Raw genomic sequence first — 20,771 nt, forward strand, 5'->3', positions numbered from 1 at the left:
ATCGTCAGGTCATCCGATGCATCGCGCAGATCTTGTTGCCGTCGAGATCGCGCAAGTAAGCGAGGTAGAGCTTGATGCCGCCTCCTTCCCGCACGCCCGGCGGATCCTCGATAGACTTGCCGCCATTGGCGATGCCGGCCGCGTGCCAGGCCTCGACCTGCTCCGGCGAGGAGCAGGCAAAGCCGATCGTGCCGCCATTGGCGTGCGTCGCCGGCTCGCCGTCGATCGGCTTGGAAACCATGAAAATGCCGGCCTTGGTGAGGTACATAATGCGGTGACCGTCGACCCGGGCCGGCCGGACGTCGAGCGTGCCGAGCAGCGCATCATAGAACGCCTTGGCCTTGTCCAGATCGTTGGTGCCAACCATCACGTGTGAAAACATCTGAAATATCCTCCCTCTTGTTGGCTAAGGTCGCCTTGTTGCGCCCTTGCAGCTGGAACGCTTAGCAGCAGTTTTGTCGCGACGGAAGCGACGCTGCGTCGCGCGTCGATGACGCACTCTCAGAAGCCAGCACCGTCATCCTGAGGTGCGAGCGGAGCGAGCCTCGAAGGATGCACGGCCACCGGCTGGGCCGTTCATCCTTCGAGACGCGCTACGCGCTCCTCAGGGTGACGGGTCGGCCTGCGGGTCGGTACTCAGAACGCCGTATACCCGCCGTCGATCACGAAGCAATCCGCCGTATGATAGGACGACGCCTTGCTCATGAGGTAGACCGCGATGCCGCCGAAATCGCTCGGCTCGCCGAAGCGGCGCACCGGGATGCGCGGCATCACGTTGGCGACGAACTTGTCGTTGGCCATGATGCCGGCGGTCATGTCGCTCTTGATCCAGCCGGGCAGGATGGCGTTGGCGGTGACGCCGTGGCGGGCGAGCTCGACGCCGAGTGCGCGGCACAGCGCGTTCAGCGCGGCCTTGGTGCCGGCATAGTGCTCGTTGCGGGCGGTGCCGAACAGCGAGGCGAGGCTCGATGTTGCGACCAGGCGGCCGAACTTGTCGCCGGCTTCAGAGCGCTCGGTCATGTGGCGTGCCGCAGCCTGGAATACGTGGAAGACGCCGTCGAGATTGGTCGCGAACATCTTGCGCCATTCCTCCTCGGTGCGGTCGACGAAGGAGCGGCGTCCGCCGCCGCCGATGCCCGCATTGGCGAAGCAGCCGTCAACGCGGCCGAAGGTGTCGAGCGTCGCCTTCATCGCGGTCTTGACCGAGCCGGGATCGCTGACGTCGCAGAATTGCGTCGCGACCTTGCCGGGCCCGGCCTTCATCGAGGCCGCGGCGTTGGCGTTTTTTTCCGCGTTGCGGCCCCAGATCGCGACGTTGCAGCCGGCGGCGTTGAGCGCCTGCGCGATGCCAAGGCCGATGCCGCCATTGCCGCCGGTGATGACAGCGACGCGGCCGGTGAGATCGAAGATGCCACTCATTGGGGTTTCCATTTGGTTTGGTGCGCGCTAATCACGCGTTCACGGATGGGCTTGCCGCCGACCATGGACAAGCCCGGCACAAAAATCAAATATGGGTCCAAACACAGGTCGACCCATCGACCTACTGCGGTACCAACCGCCGAAGCAACGTAAAGAGGAAACCATGCAGTTCAAACACGTCACGCTCGACTTCGACGGATCGGTCGCGATCCTCAAGCTCGACCATCAGGAAGTCATGAATGCGGTCTCGATCGACATGCTGGGCGGCCTTGCCGAGGCGCTCGATGCGATCGACGACAAGCGCGACGAGGTGCGCTGCCTGGTGATCACGGGCGCGGGCCGCGCCTTCTGCACCGGCGCCAATCTGCAGGGCCGCAACCAGCAGCAGAAGCCTGGCAGGAGCAACGCCGGCGCGGCGCTGGAAACCGCGTTCCATCCGTTCCTGCGCCGATTGCGTAAGCTGCACTGTCCGATCGTCACCGCGGTGAACGGTCCGGCCGCCGGCGCCGGCATGAGCTTCGCGCTGATGGGCGACCTGATCCTGTGTGCGCGCTCGTCCTATTTCCTGCAGGCGTTCCGCCGCATCGGACTGGTGCCGGATTGCGGCTCGACCTGGCTGTTGCCGCGGCTGATCGGCAAGGCGCGCTCGGTCGAGCTGTCGCTGCTCGGCGAGCGGCTGCCGGCCGAGAAGGCGCTGGAATGGGGCCTCGTCAACCGCGTCTATGACGACGCCGTGCTGATGGAGGAGACCATGAAGATGGCGCACGATCTCGCCAACGGCCCGACCGTCGCGCTGTCGCTGATCCGCAAGCTCTACTGGGACAGCCCGGAAAATACCCTCGAGGATCAGCTCAATCTGGAATTCGAGTCGCAGCGGATCGCGGGCCGCGCCGAGGATTTCAAGGAAGGCGTCACCGCATTCCTCGAGAAGCGGCCGGCGAAGTTCAAGGGCAAATGATCGAGACCGAGCTCACGCGCTGCGTCGCCGCGTTTCATCCGGGTGCGACGGGCGTCACCGGCGCCGCCAAGCTCTCCGGCGGCGCCAGCCAGGAGACCTGGACGTTCGACATCGTGCATCCGGACGGCAATATCGGCGCGATCCTGCGCCGCGCGCCGCCGGGCTACGGTGCCGCGCCCGGCCGCGCCGCCGGGCTCGATGCCGAGGCCACGCTGATGCAGCTCGCGCATGACGCGGGCCTGCCGTCGCCGATGGTGATGCATGTGCTGACGCCGGACGACGGCCTTGGCCGCGGCTTCATCATGGCGCGGGTCGAAGGCGAGACCATCGCGCGGAAAATTTTGCGCGACGAGGAATATGCCAAGGCGCGGCCGATCCTCGCCCGCCAGCTCGGCCGCGTCATCGCCGGCATTCATGGTCTGCCGCAGGCGAAACTGCCGAAGCTGCGTGCCTGACGGCGACCAAGGAGATCGAGGATCTCTCCCGCGAGTATCACAGCTTCAACTGGCCGCGGCCGGTGTTCGAGCTGGCGTTGCGCTGGCTGCGCGATCACGATCCCGGTCCGTCGTCCGAGGTGACGCTGGTGCATGGCGATTTCCGCATGGCAATCTGATCATCGGCCCCGACGGGGTGCGCGCAGTGCTCGACTGGGAACTCGCGCATACCGGCGATCCGATGGAAGATCTCGGGTGGATCTGCGTCAACTCCTGGCGCTTCGGCGAGATCGACAAGCCGGTCGGCGGCTTCGGCACCCGCGAGGATCTGTTCGCGGGCTATGAGGAAGCCGGCCGCAAGGCCGATCCTGATCGCGTGATGTTCTGGGAAGTGATGGGCACGCTGCGCTGGGGCGTGATGTGCTGCGGCATGATGCAGCGCTTCCGCGCCGGCCCGGATCACTCGATGGAGCGTGCGATGATCGGGCGCCGCGCGTCGGAGACCGAGATCGATCTGCTGCGGTTGCTGGCTCCGCGCGCATGATCCCGAAAAGTGGTGTCCGGTTTTCGGAATCGATCATGCGCAAAAAAGAAAGCAAATGACATGCAGGACGAACCGACCACCACCGAACTGATCAAGGCCGTCGCCGATTTCCTGCGCAACGAGATCGCGCCTGTCATCAAAGGGCACAACGGCTTCAAGCTGCGCGTCGGTATCAACGCGCTCGACCTGGTGACGCGGCAGCTTGCGCTCGCCGAGGCCGGCGATGCGACCGAGGCTGCGCGGCTGAAGGCGCTGCTCGGCGCAGACGGCACGCTGATAGAGCTGAACCGCGCGCTGTCGGAGAAGATCGCAAGCGGCGAGGTCGATCTGACGACGCCGGGCCTGCCGGAGCATCTCTGGCAGACCACGATGGACAAGCTCGCCGTCGATCAGCCGAACTACGCGTCCTACAAGAGGGAACTCGAAAAGTAGGATGGGTGGAGCGAAGCGATACCCATCACGACGCGTGCACAACGCCGATGGGTATCGCTGCGCTCCACCCATCCCACACCGTCATTGCGAGCGAAGCGAAGCAATCCATCTGGCCGCTTGTGGAGGCATGGATTGCTTCGTCGCTACGCTCCTCGCAATGACGGGGAGCGGGCGATTACCGCCCCAGCCACTTTGGCGGCCGCTTCTCCGAAAACGCCTTCGGGCCCTCGATGTAGTCCTGCGAGGCGGCCATCGCCTTCACCGCCGGATATTCGCGCTGCTCGGTCATCGCCTGTTCGAGCGAGACTTCGAGGCCCTTCTGGATCGCCTGCTTGGAGGCGCGGATCGACATCGGCGAGTTCTTGGTGATGGTCTCGGCCCAGCGCTCGGCGGCGGCCAGGGCCTCGCCCTGCGGCACCACCTCGTTGACGAAGCCGAGCTCGAGGCCTTCCTTGGCGCTGACATGGCGCGCGGTCAGGATCATGCCCATGGCGCGCTTCAGCCCGATCTGGCGCGGCAGCCGCTGCAGGCCGCCGGCGAGCGCAGCGAGGCCGACGCGCGGCTCGGGCAGGGCGAAGGTCGCGTTCTCAGCAGCGATGATCAGGTCGCAGGCCAGCGCGACCTCGAACCCGCCGCCCATCGCAACACCGTTGACGGCGGCGATGATCGGCTTGTCGCAATCGAAGCGGGTGGTCAGGCCGGCGAAGCCGCCCTTGTCCCAGCCGCGCTTGCCGCCGGCGGCCTGCCACTTCAGGTCGTTGCCGGCGCAGAACGCCTTGTCGCCGGCGCCGGTGACGATCGCCACCCACTGCTCGGGATCGGCGGAGAAGTCGTCGAACACCTTGTTGAGCTCGAAATGTGCGTCGATGTGTAGCGCGTTGTAAACCTCGGGCCGCGACAGCGTCACGATGGTGATGGGACCCTTGCGCGTCACCTTGGAGAATTTCAGATCCATGTTTGCTCCCGTCGATTTTCTGCGGCGAAGAATATGGCCGATATCCTAGCGCCTGCGCGCCGTTCCGTGCCATCCAATTACGCAAAGCGACCGCGCGCGCAAGCCTCACCGGCCTGCTTGACTTGGCCGCGCGCTTCTCACCTTAATCGATCCGAACACGGATGCGCGATAGCGTCTAGACGCAAATCCAGAATCAACAAAATCTTCGGGAGAGACCGCCTTGGATTTCAATCTGCCGGCTGACCTGACAGCCTATCTCGCCGAGCTCGATCGCTTCATCGAACGCGAGATCAAGCCGCTGGAAGAGGCCGATGACAACATCCGCTTCTTCGATCATCGCCGCGAATGGGCGCGCACCGATTTCGACAAGGGCGGCCTGCCGCGCCATGAATGGGAGCTATTGCTGCGCAAGGCCAAGAACCTCGCCGACGCCGCCGGCCATCTGCGCTTCGCGATCCCGAAGCGTTACGGCGGCAAGGATGGCTCCAATCTCTGGATGGCCGTGATCCGCGAGCATTTTGCCTCGAAGGGGCTCGGCCTGCACAACGATCTGCAGAACGAGCACTCGATCGTCGGCAATCTGCCGATCGTCACCATGCTCGACCGCTATGGAACCGACGAGCAGAAGGCGATGATCGACGGCTCGATCACCGGCAAGTACCGCATCACGTTCGGCCTCACGGAGCCCGAGCACGGCTCCGACGCCACGCATATGGAAACCAAAGCGGTGCAGGCCACCCGTGACAACGTCAAGGGCTGGATCATCAACGGCGAGAAGATGTGGACGACAGGCATGCATGTCGCGACGCACTGCGCGCTGTTTGCCCGCACCTCGGGCAATGACGGCGATGCGCGCGGCATCAGCTGCTTCCTGGTGCCGGCGAAGTCGCCGGGCGTGAAGGTCGAAGAGTATATGTGGACCTTCAACATGCCGACCGATCATCCGCGGGTCAGCTTCACTGACGTGTTTGTCCCTGAGGATGCGCAGTTCGGCGAGGTCGGCCGCGGCCTGTCGCTGGCGCAATGCTTCGTGCACGAGAACCGCATCCGCCAGGCGGCAAGCTCGCTTGGTGCTGCGGTCTACTGCATTAATGAGAGCGTGAAATATGCCCGCGAGCGCAAGCCGTTCGGCAAGGCGCTGGCCGAGAACCAGGCGATCCAGTGGCCGCTGGTCGAACTTGCCACGCAAGCCGAGATGCTGCGGCTGTTGATCCGCAAGACGGCATGGGAGATGGACCAACTGACCCAGGCGCAGGTCGAGCACACGCTGTCGGACCGGGTCTCGATGTGCAATTACTGGGCAAACCGTTTGTGCTGCGAAGCCGCCGACCGCGCCATGCAGGTGCATGGCGGCATGGGCTATTCGCGTCACAAGCCGTTCGAGCACATCTATCGCCACCACCGCCGCTACCGCATCACCGAGGGCAGCGAGGAGATCCAGAAGCGCAAGGTGGCGGGCTTCCTGTTCGGCTACATGGGAGCCGGCAAGCATTGAGGTACCAGAGCGTTTTCGAGCGAAGTGGATGCCGGTTCGCGTGAAGAAAACGCGTCAAACAAGGACCTAGAGGCGGTACGAGATGGAAGGTGGATGCACCTGCAGAAACGTCCGCTACCGCCTCACCGGCAGGCCGATGATCGTGCATGCCTGCCACTGCACCTGGTGCCAGCGCGAGACCGGCACCGTGCACGCGCTCAACGCGATGTACGAGGCCGAACGGGTCGCGCACATCGCAGCCGAGCCCGAGATGGTCGACACGCCGTCGGCGAGTGGCAAGGGGCAGAAGATCGCCCGCTGCCCGCGCTGCAAGGTCGCGGTGTGGAGCAACTATCCGGGCTCGGGCCCCGCGGTGCGCTTCGTCCGCGTCGGCACGCTGGATGATCCGAGCCAGTGCCCGCCCGATGTCCACATCTTCACCTCGTCGAAGCAGCCCTGGGTGACGTTCCCGCCGGGCGCCAAGGTGTTCGCCGAATACTACGATCGAAGAGAGGTCTGGCCACAGGAGGCGCAGGAGCGCTGGCGGGTGTTGCGGGAGAGGATGAAGAAGGCTTGATGACTCTCTCCACCGTCGTCCCGGCGAAGGCCGGGACCCATGACCACAGTCGGTTGTCAGTTGAGCGGGCTGTGGCCCCAGCATTGTGCCACAACGAACAACGGTGGCTATGGGTCCCGGCCTGCGCCGGGACGACAGAGGCTAATTCACCTGCCGGTCCTTGCCGACCCAGTACGGTTCACGCAGGCTCCGCCGCAAAATCTTGCCCGACGGGTTGCGCGGCAGCGCCGGGATGAAGTCGACCGATTTCGGCGTCTTGTAGCCCGCGATGCGCTCGCGGGTGAAGTTGATGATGTCGGTCGCGGTAGCCGTCTTGCCGGGCTTCATCACCACCACCGCCTTCACCGCCTCGCCCCATTTGTCGTCGGGGATGCCGATGACAGCGGCCTCCGCCACGTCAGGATGGTCGCACAGCGCGCTTTCGACTTCGGCCGGATAGATGTTCTCGCCGCCGGAGATGATCATGTCCTTGATGCGGTCGTGGATGTAGAGATAGCCATCCTTGTCCATGTAGCCGGCATCGCCGGTGCGCAGCCAGCCGTTGCCGTCGATCGTCTTTGCGGTGGCCTCGGGCAGATTCCAGTAGCCCGCCATGTTGGAGCCGGAGCGGGTGGCGATCTCGCCGACCTCGCCCGGCGGCAGCGGCTTGCCGTTCTCGTCGAGGATTGCGAGTTCGACGCCGGGCAGCGCCTTGCCGGCCGAGCGCATCCGCTCGAGCCCCTCGATATGATCCTCGGGCGGCAGCGCGACGATGGTGCCGGTGGTCTCGGTCATGCCGTACATCTGCACGAAGCCGCATTTGAAGACCTCGATGCACTCCTTCAGCAGCGCCGCCGGGATCGGGGAGGCGCCATACAGCATGTATTTCAGGCGGGAGAAGTCGACCTGCCGCGCGCGCGGCTGCCGCACCACGAACTGCATCGCTGCCGGCACCATGAACAGTTTGGTGATGCCGGACTGCTCGAAGAAATCGAGCACCTTGGTCGGATCGAACTCGCGCGCGATCACGCCGCGGGCGCCGTGATAGAGCCCCATCACGCCCCAGCCGGAGCCGCCGATGTGGAAGATCGGCATCGCGACCAGCGAGACGTCGTCGGTGGTCCACCGGTTCCATTCCGGCTTCTCGGCCTCGTTGCCGCTCTGCACGAGATTGAGGAAGTTGGCGTGCGACAGCATCGCGCCCTTCGGCTTGCCCGTGGTGCCCGAGGTGTAGAGCTGGATCGCGATATCCTTCGGCTCGATCGCAATGCGCGGGTCGTCGCCGCTCTGCGCATCGCGCCAGGCGAGAAAATCGGGCCATTCCGGCGCGCCGCCCTCGGTGGTGATGATGGTGCGGACGCTGGGCAGCTTGTCGGCAATGTTGCGCGCCTGGGTGATGAATTCGGGACCGACGAACAGCACCGGCGCCCTGCAGTCGTCGACGATGAAGGCGACCTCGGGGCCGGCGAGGCGCCAGTTCACCGGCGCCATCACCACGCCGGCCTTCATCGCGCCCATCAGGAGCTCGAAATAGAAGTCGCTGTTCTTGCCGAGATAGGCGATGCGCTCGCCCTTCTTGACGCCCATCGCGATCAGTGCGTTTGCGACGCGGTTGGTCTTGATGTCGAACTCGGCGAAAGAGGTTTGCCGGCCCTCGAACTCATAGGCCAGCGCATCGCCGCGGCTCTTCGCGCGGTCGCGCACCATGTCGGCAAGGTTGCTCAATTTCGGTGCGTCGGACATGTTTCCCCCGTGACGTCTTGTTTTGTTTGCGCGGAGTGTGGCCGCATCGCGCGGGAAAAACAATACGGGGTGAGCGACGATGATGTCTCAACGTCGTCCTGGCGAAAGCCAGGACCCATTGCCACGAATGCAAGTGAGGCGCGACGTTGCGGCCACGGCGTGCGCGATCGCGCACAGCGGTGGTTATGGGTCCTGGCTTTCGCCAGGACGACGGCAGTGGTTGAGGCGCAAGCGCGGGCCTTAACCCCGCGCCGCGCGATCCTTCTCGTTCTGGGCCCTGATCGACTCGCGCGCCTTGGTCCAGTCGTTGTCGCTCCAGTCGCGGAGCTGGTAGAAATTGCCGCCCATCGCGAGCGCCTGCGCGCCGTCCATGGCGATGGTCTCGCCGTTGATCCAGTCGCAGCCGCCGGAGATCAGGAACACCGCGAGGTTCTGCAGCTCCTCCATGGTGCCGACACGGCCCATCGGGTTCATCGCCTTGGTGCGCGCACCAGCCTCGTCGCCGGGCTTGATCCGCTTGCTCATGCCCTCGGTCGGAATCTCGCCGGGCGCGATGGTGTTGAGGCGGATGCCGTGGCGGCCCCATTCGATCGCAAGCGACATGGTCATGGCGTGGATCGCCGACTTGCTCATCGCCGACGGCACCACGTAGGGCGAGCCATTGCGCACCCAGGTCACCGTGATCGACACCACGTTGCCGCGATGCCCGCCGGCAATCCAGCGTCGGCCGACCGCGTGCGTCACGTAGAAGGTGCCGTGCATCACGATGTTGGCCACCGCGTCAAAGCCTCGCGCGGACAGCTCTTCCGAGCGCGAGATGAAATTGCCGGCGGCGTTGTTGATGAGATCGGTGAGGGGACCGCTGGTGGTCCAGATCGCGTCGATCATCTCGTCGACCGCCATGGCATTGCGGATGTCGACGCCGTGGCTGACCACGCGTCCGCCATGCTCGGCCATCAGCTCGGTGGCGGTCTCGTCGCAGACACTCTTGCGGCGGCCGCAGATATGCACCTCGGCGCCGAGCTGGAGGAACCGCGAGGCCATGGCCTTGCCAAGGCCGGTGCCACCACCGGTTACCAGGATGCGCCGCCCGGCAAGAAGCTGATCAGAGAACATCGTTTCCTCCACGGGGGTTGTCAGTTAATTGGTCGATTGACTAAAAGCGGACAACGGCCTTTCTGTAAAGCGCCAACTCAAGGAACACAGCGGAGGGAATGATGGAAGATCGCGTTTCGATATCGATTTCAGACGGTATCGCCGATGTCCGCCTGGTACGGGCCGACAAGATGAACGCGCTCGATGCCGCGATGTTCGAGGCATTGGTCGCCGCAACCGACCGACTTTCCAAGGAAAAATCCGTTCGGGTGGTGGTGCTGTCCGGCGAGGGCCGGGCGTTTTGCGCCGGCCTCGACATGGGCCGGTTCGCCGCCATGAAGGATGGCGGTAACGGGGTGCCGGGCGGCGAGAAGCGCGATCTGACGATCCGCACCCACGGCAAGGCCAATTTTCCGCAGCAGGCAGTCTGGGGCTGGCGCCAGCTCCCGGTGCCTGTCATCGCCGCGGTCCACGGCGTCGCCTTCGGCGGCGGCTTCCAGCTCGCGCTCGGCGCCGACATGCGCTTCCTCTCAACCTACGCACGGATGTCGATCATGGAGATCAAGTGGGGTCTCATCCCCGACATGGCGGGCACGCCGATCCTCGCGAGCCTCGTGCGCGACGACGTCCTGCGCGAACTCACCTATACCGGCCGCATCTTCTCGGCGCAGGAAGCCCAGAGCTACGGCCTCGCCACCCGGGTCTGCGACGATCCGCGCGCCGCCGCGCTCGAGGTCGCGCGCGAGATCGCCGGCAAGAGCCCGGATGCGATCCGTGCCGCCAAGCGCATGCTGAACAATCTGTCGGTCGATCCAGCGGCCGCACTGCTTGCGGAATCCGTCGAGCAGCAGAAGCTGCTCGGCAGCCCGAACCAGACGGAGTCCGTGCGCGCCAATCTGGAGAAGCGTGCGCCGAAGTTTGCGGATGTGTGATGACGGCCGCAGTGTCATTCCGGGGCGATGCGTAGCATCGAACCCGGAATCTCGAGGTTCCGGGTCTGGTCCTTCGGACCATCCCGGAACGACAACTTGACTTCGAACCGACACAAGATCGGACAACGACAATGGAAACGTCCAAACCATTCCTCGGCATCATCAGTGGCGAGCGCCGGCGCGATCACGCTGCGGTGGCCGAGCGCACTGAGCGCATCGCCAGCGGCCTGAACAAACTCGGCGTCAAGCCGGGCGACAGTGTCTGCATGCTGATGCGCAACGACATCGCCTTCATCGAGGCCGCCTACGCCGCGATGCGGCTCGGTGCCTATGGCGTGCCGATCAACTGGCACTTCAAGCCGGAAGAGATCAACTACGTGCTGACGGATTCCGGCACGCGCGTCCTGATCGGCCATGCCGACATGCTGCATCCGCTGCGCGGCGCGATCCCCGCCGACGTCACCGTGCTCAGCGTGCCGACGCCGCCGGAGATCCTCGCGAGCTACAAGATCAATCCCGATCATCTCGCGACGCCGGATTTCGCGATCGATTTCGAATCCTGGCTGGCGCAATTCCCGCGCTATGACGGCCCTGTCGTGCCGCAGCCGCAGAACATGATCTACACCTCGGGCACCACAGGTCATCCGAAGGGCGTGCGCCGCTTCGCGCCGACGCCGGAGCAGACCGCGAATGCGGAAGCCATGCGCGCGATGATCTACGGTCTGAAGCCGGGAGCGCGCGCGATCCTGCCCGGACCGCTCTACCATTCCGCGCCGAACTCCTTCGGGCTGCGCTCGGGCAAGCTCGGCGGCGCGCTGGTGCTGATGCCGCGATTCGACGCGGAGGAGTTCTTGGCGCTGATCGAGCGCGACAGGATCGACACCATCTTCATGGTGCCGACGATGTTCATCCGCCTGATGAAACTGCCCGAGGAGGTGCGCAGGAAGTACGACATGTCGTCGCTGCGCCACATCATCCACGCCGCCGCGCCGTGCCCGGCCGATGTCAAGCGCGCCATGATCGAATGGTGGGGGCCGGTGATCTACGAATTCTACGGCTCGACCGAGTCGGGCGCAGTGACGTTCGCGACGTCGGAAGATGCGCTGAAGAAGCCGGGAACGGTCGGCAAGATCTCGCCCGGCGCCGAGCTTCGCTTCATCGGCGACGACGGCCGCGAGGTGGCGCAGGGCCAGATCGGCGAGATCTATTCGCGGATCGCGGGCAATCCCGATTTCACCTATCACAACAAGTCCGAGAAGCGCGCCGAGATCGACCGGCAGGGATTCATCACCTCGGGCGACGTCGGCTATATCGACGCCGACGGCTACGTCTTCATCTGCGACCGCAAGCGCGACATGGTGATCTCGGGCGGTGTCAATATCTACCCGGCCGAGATCGAGGCAGTGCTGCATGCGGTGCCCGGCGTGCACGACTGCGCGGTGTTCGGTATCCCCGATGCGGAGTTCGGCGAGGCGCTGATGGCCGTGGTCGAGCCGCAGCCGGGCGTCACACTCGACATCGCCTCGGTCCGTGCGCAGCTGAAGGTCGCGCTGGCCGACTACAAGGTGCCCAAGCACGTCGAGATCCAGACCAACCTGCCGCGCGAGGATTCCGGAAAAATCTTCAAGCGCCGGCTGCGCGACCCCTATTGGGAGCGGGCGGGGCGGAGGATCTAGGGCCGCAAAGAAACCCGTCGTCCCGGGCAAGCGAAGCGCGACCCGGGACCCCTAACCACAAATCTCCGAGCTGCCCACGGCTGTGGCCCCAACTCGCTTCAACCGCAGTCGTCTGTGGTTATGAGTCCCGGCTTTCGCCGGGACGACGCTGGTGTGTGTGTGCACCGCGCAAGTTCATCTTGCGCTGCGGCAAAAAAAGCGCACACTCGGGAGGAGCCGGGCAGCCTCTGGAGTCCACGCCATGTCTCCCCAGACTTTGCCTCCCCAAACCATGCCCTCCGAGACCGAAATCCGTGCCAAGCGCGCTGCGGAGGTCCAGGCGCAGGAGGAGGATGCACGGCTGCGGAACGACATCCGGCTGCTAGGGCGCGTGCTGGGCGACACCGTGCGGGACCAGGAAGGGGCCGACGTGTTCGAGCTGGTCGAGCGCATCCGCCAGACGTCGGTCCGGTTCCACCGCGACGAGGACAAGCTGGCGCGGCGGGAGCTCGAGGGTATCCTCGACGGCATGTCGATCGCGGAGACGCTGCGGATCGTCCGCGCCTTCAGCTATTTCTCCCACCTCGCCAACATCGCCGAGGACCAGAACAACATCCGCCAGATGCGCAGCCGCGGCCCGAGCGGAGCGCCGCGGCCGAGCACGCTGGAGCAGACGCTGGTGCACGCCCGTCAGGCCGGCATCAGCCCGGCCGACCTGCGCAGCTTCTTCAAGGGCGCGCTGGTCAGCCCGGTCTTGACCGCGCATCCGACCGAGGTCCGCCGCAAGAGCACGATGGACCGCGAGATGGAGATCGCGGATCTGCTCGACCGCCGCGAGCGATTGCAGATGACGCCGGAGGAGAGCGAAGCCAGTGACGAGCAGCTCCGCCGCGCCGTCGTGACGCTATGGCAGACCAATCTGCTGCGCCGGACCAAGCTGACCGTGCTCGACGAGGTCGCCAACGGCCTGTCGTTCTACGACTACACCTTCCTGCAGGAGGTGCCGCGGCTGCATTGCGCGCTGGAGGACCGGCTGAACAAGGAGGGCGGCGAGGCCGGCGATCTCGCCTCGTTCCTCAGGATGGGAAGCTGGATCGGCGGCGATCGCGACGGCAATCCGTTCGTCACCGCAGAGGTGATGCGCGGCACGCTGCGGCTGCAGTCGAGCCGGGTGCTCAGCTTCTATCTCGAGGAACTGCACGCGCTCGGCGCCGAGCTGTCGCTGGCAGCGCATCTCGCCGACGTCTCCGAGGAGCTGCGGATCCTTGCCGAGCGTTCGCCCGACACCTCGCCGCATCGCAGCGGCGAGCCGTATCGCCTGGCGGTCTCCGGCATCTATGCGCGGCTCGCAGCCACCGCGACGCGGCTCGAGGTCGAGACCACGCGGCCGCCGGTCGGCAAGGCCGAGCCCTATGCGACTGTCAGGGAATTCCAGGCCGACCTCGACGTGCTCGACCGCTCGCTGATCGCGAACAATTCCGGCGTGATCGCGCGCGGCCGGCTGCGGCAGTTGCGGCGCGCGGTGGATTGCTTCGGCTTCCATCTGGCGCGGCTCGATATCCGCCAGAACTCGGCGGTGCATGAGCGCACGGTCGCCGAGCTGCTCGATACCGCCAATCCCGGCATGTCCTATCTGGCGCTCGGCGAGGATGCGCGCGTCAGCCTGCTGCTCGGCGAGCTGCGCAGCGCGCGGCCGCTGGCCTCGCCCTTCGTCAAATATTCCGAGGAGACCCAAAGCGAGCTCGCGGTGTTCCGCGCCGCGGCCGAGGCGCACGCCAAATTCGGCCCCGAGGTGATCTCCCAATGCATCATCTCGATGTGCCAGGGCATGTCCGACATGCTCGAGGTCGCGGTGCTCTTGAAGGAGGTCGGGCTGGTCAATCCGTCCGGCCGCAGCGCCGTCAACATCGTGCCGCTGTTCGAGACCATCGAGGACCTGCAGGCTTCGAGCGGCATCATGGACCGCATGCTGGTGCTGCACGACTATCGCAAGCTGGTCGACAGCCTCGGCAGCGTGCAGGAGGTGATGCTCGGCTATTCCGACAGCAACAAGGATGGCGGCTTCGTCACCTCGGGCTGGGAGCTCTACAAGGCCGAGATCGGCCTCGTCGAGGTGTTCGAGCGCCACGGCGTGCGGCTGCGCCTGTTCCACGGCCGCGGCGGCTCGGTCGGCCGCGGCGGCGGCCCGAGCTATGATGCGATCATCGCACAGCCCGGCGGCGCGGTGAACGGCCAGATCCGCATCACCGAACAGGGCGAGATCATCTCGTCGAAATATTCCAATGCCGAGGTCGGCCGCAGCAATCTGGAGATCCTCGCCGCGGCAACGCTGGAAACCAGCCTGCTGCAGCCGCGGCAGAGCGCGCCGCGCCCCGAATATCTCAAGGCGATGGAAGAAATCTCCGCGCTCGCGTTCAAGGCCTATCGCGGGCTCGTCTACGAGACCCCGGGTTTCGCCGACTACTTCTGGGGCTCGACTGTCATCAACGAGATCGCGACGTTGAACATCGGCAGTCGTCCGGCCTCGCGCAAGAAGACCCGCGAGATCGAGGACCTGCGCGCGATTCCCTGGGTGTTCTCCTGGGCGCAATGCCGGTTGATGTTGCCCGGCTGGTATGGCTTCGGCGCTGCGGTCGAGAGCTGGATCGCTGAGCATCCGGAGCAGGGCATGCCGTTCCTGCAGGAGCTCTACCGGGAATGGCCGTTCTTCCGCACGCTGCTGTCCAACATGGACATGGTGCTGGCGAAGAGCTCGATCGCGATCGCCTCGCGTTATGCCGAGTTGGTGCCTGACGTCGCACTGCGCGAAAAGATCTTCGGCGAGATCCGCCGCGAGTGGCATCTGTCGATCGAGACGCTGCTCGACATCATGGGGCACGATCGGCTGTTGCAGGGCAACCCGCTGCTGGAGCGCGGCATCCGCAACCGCTTCCCTTACATGGATCCGCTCAACCATGTGCAGGTCGAGCTGTTGAAGGAACATCGCGCGCAGAACCCCGATGAGCAGGTGCTGCGCGGAATTCAGATCACGATCAACGGGATTTCGGCGGGGCTGCGAAACAGCGGCTAAGGTGGTGATGCTAACGCCGTCATTGCGAGCGCAGCGAAGCAATCCATTGGGCCGCAAGCGGTGAGATGGATTGCTTCGTCGCTTCGCTCCTCGCAACGACGACGGAAGGCAAGTCCTTCAGCAGTTATGCGCGCCCCGCGTCTCCACATACACCGCGTAGAGCGACTGGCTTGCGGTCATGAACAGGCGGTTGCGCTTCTTGCCGCCGAAGGTGAGGTTGGCGCAGGTCTCCGGCAGCAGGATCTGGCCGATGCGTTGGCCGTCGGGTGCGAACACCTGGACGCCGTCATAGCCCGGTCCGACCCAGCCGGCGCCGACCCAGATGTTGCCGTCGATGTCGACACGCATGCCGTCCGGGAAGCCCGACTTGCCGTCCAGCGTCATGTCGATCAGCGTGCGTGGGTTGGAGAGCTTGTCGCCGTTGAGGTCGTACTGCCAGACGATGTTCTTGGCGTTCGGATAATGCGTGATGCCGGTATCGCAGACATAGACCTTCTTGTAGTCGTGGCTGAAGGCGATGCCGTTCGGCTTGAACGGTTCGTCGCAGACCTTGGTGATCTGTCCGGTCGTGGCGTCGATGCGATAGACCGCTTCTTTCTGGTAAGGCTGGTTCGAGCCGGTGTTGGCGCGCTGGCCCTCATAGATCGAGACCGCGCCGTAGCCGGGATCGGTGAACCAGATCGACTTGTCGTTCGGATGCACGACCATGTCGTTCGGCCCGTTGAGCTGCTTGCCGTTGGCCTGCTCCGCCAAGGACGTGACGGTTCCGTCGTGCTCGTAGCGCACCAGCCGCGTGCGCTCGGCGGTGATCTGCCGTCCCTCGAAATCGAAGGTCGAGCCGTTGGCTTCGTTCGACGGCTTGTGGAACTGCTCGGAGATGTGGCCGTCATCGTCGAGATAGCGCAACTGCCGGTTGGCCGGGATGTCGCTCCACACCAGATACTGGCCCTGCGCATTCCAGGCCGGGCCTTCCGCCCAAAGACAGCCGGTGTACAGCCGCTTGATTGCGGTGTTGCCGACCTTGGCCTTGAAGCGCTTGTCGTCGATCACGACGATATCCGGATCGGGATAGCGCTGCGGTTCCGCGTTGCGGCCGTAGTCGCGAGCGGATGCATCCGACGCCGCCATCGCGGTTGCAGCAAGCGCGGTTGCGCCGCGCAAAATGGTTCGACGGTCGAACGCCTTCGTTCCGTCGCTCTCGTGTTGCTCTGTGTTGCTTGGATTTGTCACGAAAGTCCTCCCAGGTTTCTTGTTATCGGGGAGGACGATCATGCGCCCGCAATTCTGGCACAATGCGGGCACGCTATGAAGAAACAACCAAAGAGTGTGTCGCCTCCGCCGTTTCGCGGAGGCGACTATTCATAAAACTGTCAGATCGAAGTTCAGATCGGATCCCAAGCTCAGATCGGATCCCAGGTGAAGACGTCGGCCGAGCGGTCGAGCTTGGCGAACGATCCCTTCAGCGCCGGCATGCCGTGTTCCGCAATCGTCTCGGGCGTCCAGCCTTCGCCGCGATGCACCGAGCGTACCGGGCGATGCTGGCCGAACAGGAAGATCTCGTTCATGCGCACGCCGAAGATCTGGCCGGTGACGTCCTTGGCGGCGTCCGAGAGCAGATAGGCGCAGACCGGCGCGATCTTCTCGGGGCCCATCTGCTTGATCTTTTCGACGCGCGCCTTCTCGGCGTCGGTCTCGGTCGGGATGGTGCCGATCATGCGGGTCCAGGCGAACGGCGACACGCAGTTCGAGCGCACGTTGAAGCGGCCCATGTCGAGCGCGATCGACTTCGACAAGCCGACGATGCCGAGCTTGGCGGCGGCGTAGTTGGCCTGGCCGTAATTGCCGATCAGGCCGGAGGTCGAGGTGAAGTGCACGAACGAGCCCGACTCCTGCTCGCGATAGATGCGCGCCGCGGCGTGGCTGACATAGAACGAGCCCATCAGATGCACCTTGATGACGGCCTCGAAGGCTTCCACGCTCATCTTGTGGAAGATCATGTCGCGCAGGATGCCGGCATTGTTGACGACACCGTCGAGCCGGCCGAAATGATCGGTCGCGGTCTTCACGATCTTGCTGGCGGGAATGGCTTCCGCCACCGACTCGAAATTGGCAACGGCCGTGCCGCCGCGCTTCTTGATTTCCTCGACCACCTCCTCGGCGGGCGCCGCACTCGAGCCGCCACCGTCGGCCGCGCCGCCGGGATCGTTGACCACGACCTTGGCGCCTTCCGCCGCGCAGAGCAGCGCGATCTCGCGGCCGATGCCGCGGCCCGCGCCGGTGACGATGATGACTTTATCCTGCAGTGATTTTGCCATGTGGGTTCTCCTTGTTTCTGTCCGTCGGGGCGCACGAAGTGCGAACTATGGTGCGCAATTGCGCACCTGAGAATCTCGAGATTCCGGGTCTGGTCCTTCGGACCATCCCGGAATGACGGAGGTTGTTACTTCTCGTTCGTAAAGATGATCGTGCCACTCGCGGCGAACATGCCGCCGACGCCGTGGCAGACCGAGATCTTGGCGTTCGGCACCTGCGCCGGCGCGATGCCACGCATCTGCCGCACGCTCTCCTGCAGCGCGTACATGCCGTACATGCCTGAGTGCATGTAGCTGAGGCCGCCGCCATTGGTGTTGAGCGGCAGCTTGCCGCCGGGGCGGGTGTTGCCGTCGGCGATGAACTTGCCGGTTTCCTCATATGGCATGAAGCCGAGGTCGCCGAGGCCGTAGAGCGGCAGATGCGCGAAGGCGTCGTAGATCATCAGATGATCGACGTCCTTGTGGGTGATGCCGGCTTCCTTGAAGGCGAGGGGGCCTGCCACCTTGAAGGCGCGCGAACTGTCAAAAGTCTTCATCTGGCTGACCATCGGCGTTTCCACGCTCTCGCCGGTGCCGAGGATGTACACCGGCTTCCTCGGGAAATCCTTGGCGCGGTCGGCCGAGGTCAGAATCAGCGCGCCGCCGCCGTCGGTGACGAGGCAGCATTGCAGCAGGCGGAACGGATAGGCGATCATCCGCGAATTCAGGACGTCCGCGACGGTGATCGGGTCCTTCATGGTTGCGCGCGGGTTCTTCGCCGCCCATTCGCGCTGCACCACCGCGACCATTGCCAGTTGTTCGTGCGTGATGCCATGCGTCTTCATGAAGCGCAGCACGGGAATCGGGAACATGCTCGGCGGCCCGTAGACGCCGAACGGTGACTCAAATTGCCCGTTGAGGCTGTCGGGCGCGGTGAAGCGCGGCTGCTTGCCGATCATCGACTTGCCGCTCTCGGCATGGGTGATCAGCACGGTCTTGCAGAGACCGGCCTCGATCGCGGCGGCGGCGTGCCGGACATGCAGCATGAACGAACAGCCGCCGACCGAGGTGCCGTCGACCCAGGTCGGCGTGATGCCGAGATAATGCGCCATCTGCTGCGGGGTCTCGACCGCGGTGGCGAAGCCGTCGATGTCCGACAGCTTCAGGCCGGCGTCCGCGATCGCGTTCAGCGCCGCGTCCGCGTGCAGCTGGATCTGCGACATGTTCGGGATGACCCCGAGTTCGGTGGTTTCGGCCGCACCGACGACGGCAACCTGGTTCCTGCGCATCGCGTTACCCCTTCGCCGGACGGAACAGAGGAAGGGTGATCTTGTCGTCGAGTGCCTCGAAGGCGACCTCGAGCGGCATGTCGAGCTCGAGCGCTTCCGGCGTCTGCGGGCAATCGATGATGTTGCTCATCATGCGCGGACCTTCGTCGAGCTCGACCACCGCGATCGCATAAGGCGGCGTGAAGCCGGGCGCGGCGGGGCGATGGTTGATGACGTAGCTGTACAGCTTGCCCTTGCCGCTGGCCTTGAAGACCGAGACCTTGCGCGAGGCGCAGGAGGGGCAGAACGGCCGCGGCGGAAAGTAGACATTGGCGCAGGCGTCGCAGCGCTGCAGGCGCAGCTCGCCGGCCTTGGTGCCGTCCCAGAAATGCTGGGTCTCAGGTGTCGGTTTTGGTTTCGCGCGCGCGGGCTCGGCCATGTCTGATGTCTCCTCCCGAAATCGTTACAGACTTGATGCGCCATCGGACCAAGGCCCGTCAACGGTCCATCCATGCCGCGCGCAGCGGCCTGTGTCCGGCGCATGCCGCATATTCCGCCCCTCGCACAATTGCTAAGGCCGCGATGCTTGTGTCGCTTCGATCCGGCGCGTAGAAGGGCCGCGTCCAAGACAGGCTCAAGACACGCCAGACACGTCAGAAATACCCGGGAGGATAATATCATGCTGAGGATCATCGGCGCGGCACTCGCTGCCAGCCTCGCATTTGCCACGCAGGCCAGCGTTACGATGGCTGTGGCCGCCGACGCACCGTCGGAGATCAAGATCGGCACGCTCTATGCCTCCTCGGGGCGCTATGCCTCGATCTCGATGCCGGTCTACAGCTCATTGAAATTGTGGGCCGAGCAGAAGAACGCCGAGGGCGGCGTCTTCGTGAAGGCGTTCGACAAGAAGATCCCGATCAAGCTCGTCTCCTATGACGACCAGAGCAACACCGCGACCGCCTCGACGCTTTATAACCAGCTCATCACCCAGGATAAGGTCGACCTGCTGGTCGCCGATTCCGGATCGGTGCTGACGGCGCCCGCGGTTGCGATCGCGCGCGACCACAAGATGTTCCTGTTCGACCAGACCGGCACCGGCGCGAGCTTCTTCTCCAAGGACAATCCCTACATCGCGCTGATGGCCGATCCGGTGTCGACGATCTGGCCGAAGCCGGTCGCTGACTTCATCAGCCATGACGGACCTGGCCTCGGCATCAAGAAGGTCGCGATCCTCTACGCGACCAACGAGTTCACCGGCACCCAGGCCAATGCGTTCCGCAAGTTCGTAAAGGAGTCCGGGGCGCCGATCGAGATCGTCTACGACCAGGGCGTTCCGACCGAGACCACCAATTACAACGTCATCATCAACAACATCAGCAACGCCAATCCCGACGCGGTGATCCACTTCGGCTATGCGCCGAACGACATCGCCTTCCTGCGCAACGTCCAGGACGTCGGCACCAAGTTCAAGATGCTGTTCGCGATCTATGCCGGCCTCGAGACCGAGCTGCTCGAGAAGAACGTCGGCGCCAAGGGGCTGGAGCACATCTGGACCTACGTGCCGCCGTCAGAATTGGATTATCCCGTCAATTTCGGGATGAACATGAAGGATTTCCGCGCCGCCTGGACCAAGAAGTACAACGACGGCAAGATGGAGTTCGGCTTCAACGCGGTCGCCGGCTACACCACCGCGCTGGTGATCGAGAAGACGCTGTCGGTTGCGACCAGCCTCGACCAGATGGAGCTGCGCCGCGCGGTGTTCTCGCTGAGCGGCCAGCTCAAGACGCTGGACGGCACCTTCGCGCTGGACGAGACCGGCGGCCAGATCGGCGAGTTGACGCCGCTCGGCCAGCTCGCGGTCGACGAGCACGATCACATCAAGTTCGTCTCGATCTATCCGCACGAGACCGCGACCGGCAAGCCGATCTATCCGGCGCCGTGATGC

At 64.6% G+C, this 20,771-nt stretch carries 17 protein-coding genes and 1 pseudogene; 9 read left to right on the forward strand and 9 right to left on the reverse strand.

The window, feature by feature from the left end; genetic code table 11:
- Positions 1 to 4: 4 nt before the first annotated feature.
- Positions 5 to 382 (reverse strand): VOC family protein, encoded by a 378-nt coding sequence (locus AKN84_RS07300; RefSeq protein ID WP_050420073.1) that lies wholly within the window; start codon positions 380 to 382, stop codon positions 5 to 7.
- 254 nt (positions 383 to 636) lie between these two features.
- Positions 637 to 1,419 (reverse strand): SDR family NAD(P)-dependent oxidoreductase, encoded by a 783-nt coding sequence (locus AKN84_RS07305; protein WP_050420074.1) that lies wholly within the window; start codon positions 1,417 to 1,419, stop codon positions 637 to 639.
- A gap of 163 nt (positions 1,420 to 1,582) precedes the next feature.
- Between AKN84_RS07305 and AKN84_RS07310 the strand changes: the two genes are divergently transcribed.
- The 3 genes and pseudogenes from AKN84_RS07310 to AKN84_RS07320 all read left to right on the forward strand — a co-directional run bounded on the left by AKN84_RS07310 (position 1,583) and on the right by AKN84_RS07320 (position 3,787).
- Positions 1,583 to 2,377, forward strand: a complete 795-nt coding sequence (locus AKN84_RS07310) for an enoyl-CoA hydratase/isomerase (protein WP_050420075.1) — start codon at positions 1,583 to 1,585, stop codon at positions 2,375 to 2,377.
- Positions 2,374 to 3,355 (forward strand): annotated as a pseudogene (locus tag AKN84_RS07315) (phosphotransferase family protein). The gene AKN84_RS07310 and the pseudogene AKN84_RS07315 overlap by 4 nt, the downstream one beginning before the upstream one ends.
- Before the next feature lie 60 nt (positions 3,356 to 3,415).
- Entirely contained in the window at positions 3,416 to 3,787 is a 372-nt protein-coding gene (locus AKN84_RS07320) for a DUF6285 domain-containing protein (protein ID WP_050420076.1), read from the forward strand.
- A gap of 175 nt (positions 3,788 to 3,962) precedes the next feature.
- On the opposite strand, the gene AKN84_RS07325 is transcribed toward AKN84_RS07320, so the two are convergent.
- Positions 3,963 to 4,742, reverse strand: a complete 780-nt coding sequence (locus AKN84_RS07325) for an enoyl-CoA hydratase-related protein (protein ID WP_050420077.1) — start codon at positions 4,740 to 4,742, stop codon at positions 3,963 to 3,965.
- Positions 4,743 to 4,962: 220 nt separating this feature from the next.
- Between AKN84_RS07325 and AKN84_RS07330 the strand changes: the two genes are divergently transcribed.
- Both AKN84_RS07330 and AKN84_RS07335 read left to right on the forward strand, forming a co-directional pair.
- Positions 4,963 to 6,237 (forward strand): acyl-CoA dehydrogenase family protein, encoded by a 1,275-nt coding sequence (locus AKN84_RS07330; protein ID WP_050420078.1) that lies wholly within the window; start codon positions 4,963 to 4,965, stop codon positions 6,235 to 6,237.
- 82 nt (positions 6,238 to 6,319) lie between these two features.
- A complete protein-coding gene (locus AKN84_RS07335) occupies positions 6,320 to 6,793 on the forward strand; it encodes a GFA family protein (RefSeq protein WP_050420079.1) in 474 nt (157 codons plus the stop codon).
- Between the two features lie 141 nt (positions 6,794 to 6,934).
- On the opposite strand, the gene AKN84_RS07340 is transcribed toward AKN84_RS07335, so the two are convergent.
- Positions 6,935 to 8,515, reverse strand: a complete 1,581-nt coding sequence (locus tag AKN84_RS07340) for a fatty acid--CoA ligase (RefSeq protein WP_050420080.1) — start codon at positions 8,513 to 8,515, stop codon at positions 6,935 to 6,937.
- A gap of 240 nt (positions 8,516 to 8,755) precedes the next feature.
- Positions 8,756 to 9,631, reverse strand: coding sequence for an SDR family oxidoreductase (locus AKN84_RS07345; protein WP_050420081.1), 876 nt, complete (start codon positions 9,629 to 9,631; stop codon positions 8,756 to 8,758).
- A 101-nt stretch (positions 9,632 to 9,732) separates the two neighbouring features.
- On the opposite strand from AKN84_RS07345, the gene AKN84_RS07350 reads away from it, so the two are divergent.
- The 3 genes from AKN84_RS07350 to ppc all read left to right on the forward strand — a co-directional run bounded on the left by AKN84_RS07350 (position 9,733) and on the right by ppc (position 15,267).
- Positions 9,733 to 10,542: a crotonase/enoyl-CoA hydratase family protein gene (locus AKN84_RS07350; protein ID WP_050420187.1), complete on the forward strand. Its 810-nt coding sequence runs from the start codon at positions 9,733 to 9,735 to the stop codon at positions 10,540 to 10,542.
- A gap of 131 nt (positions 10,543 to 10,673) precedes the next feature.
- A complete protein-coding gene (locus AKN84_RS07355; protein ID WP_050420082.1) occupies positions 10,674 to 12,218 on the forward strand; it encodes an acyl-CoA synthetase in 1,545 nt (514 codons plus the stop codon).
- A gap of 256 nt (positions 12,219 to 12,474) precedes the next feature.
- Positions 12,475 to 15,267: a phosphoenolpyruvate carboxylase gene (gene ppc, locus AKN84_RS07360; protein WP_430649892.1), complete on the forward strand. Its 2,793-nt coding sequence runs from the start codon at positions 12,475 to 12,477 to the stop codon at positions 15,265 to 15,267.
- A gap of 117 nt (positions 15,268 to 15,384) precedes the next feature.
- On the opposite strand, the gene AKN84_RS07365 is transcribed toward ppc, so the two are convergent.
- From AKN84_RS07365 to AKN84_RS07380, 4 genes are all read right to left on the reverse strand, one after another.
- Complete coding sequence (locus AKN84_RS07365) at positions 15,385 to 16,497, reverse strand: SMP-30/gluconolactonase/LRE family protein (protein WP_050420084.1); 1,113 nt, start codon at positions 16,495 to 16,497, stop codon at positions 15,385 to 15,387.
- A gap of 170 nt (positions 16,498 to 16,667) precedes the next feature.
- A complete protein-coding gene (locus tag AKN84_RS07370; RefSeq protein WP_028338734.1) occupies positions 16,668 to 17,582 on the reverse strand; it encodes an SDR family oxidoreductase in 915 nt (304 codons plus the stop codon).
- Between the two features lie 125 nt (positions 17,583 to 17,707).
- On the reverse strand, positions 17,708 to 18,847 hold the full coding sequence (locus tag AKN84_RS07375; RefSeq protein ID WP_050420085.1) for a thiolase C-terminal domain-containing protein: 1,140 nt from the start codon (positions 18,845 to 18,847) through the stop codon (positions 17,708 to 17,710).
- A 4-nt stretch (positions 18,848 to 18,851) separates the two neighbouring features.
- On the reverse strand, positions 18,852 to 19,265 hold the full coding sequence (locus AKN84_RS07380) for a Zn-ribbon domain-containing OB-fold protein (protein WP_050420086.1): 414 nt from the start codon (positions 19,263 to 19,265) through the stop codon (positions 18,852 to 18,854).
- A gap of 240 nt (positions 19,266 to 19,505) precedes the next feature.
- Between AKN84_RS07380 and AKN84_RS07385 the strand changes: the two genes are divergently transcribed.
- Positions 19,506 to 20,768: an amino acid ABC transporter substrate-binding protein gene (locus AKN84_RS07385; RefSeq protein WP_050420088.1), complete on the forward strand. Its 1,263-nt coding sequence runs from the start codon at positions 19,506 to 19,508 to the stop codon at positions 20,766 to 20,768.
- Positions 20,769 to 20,771 lie beyond the last annotated feature (3 nt).

The sequence above is a fragment of the Bradyrhizobium tropiciagri genome (genome assembly GCF_001189845.1).
GTDB lineage: Bacteria > Pseudomonadota > Alphaproteobacteria > Rhizobiales > Xanthobacteraceae > Bradyrhizobium > Bradyrhizobium tropiciagri.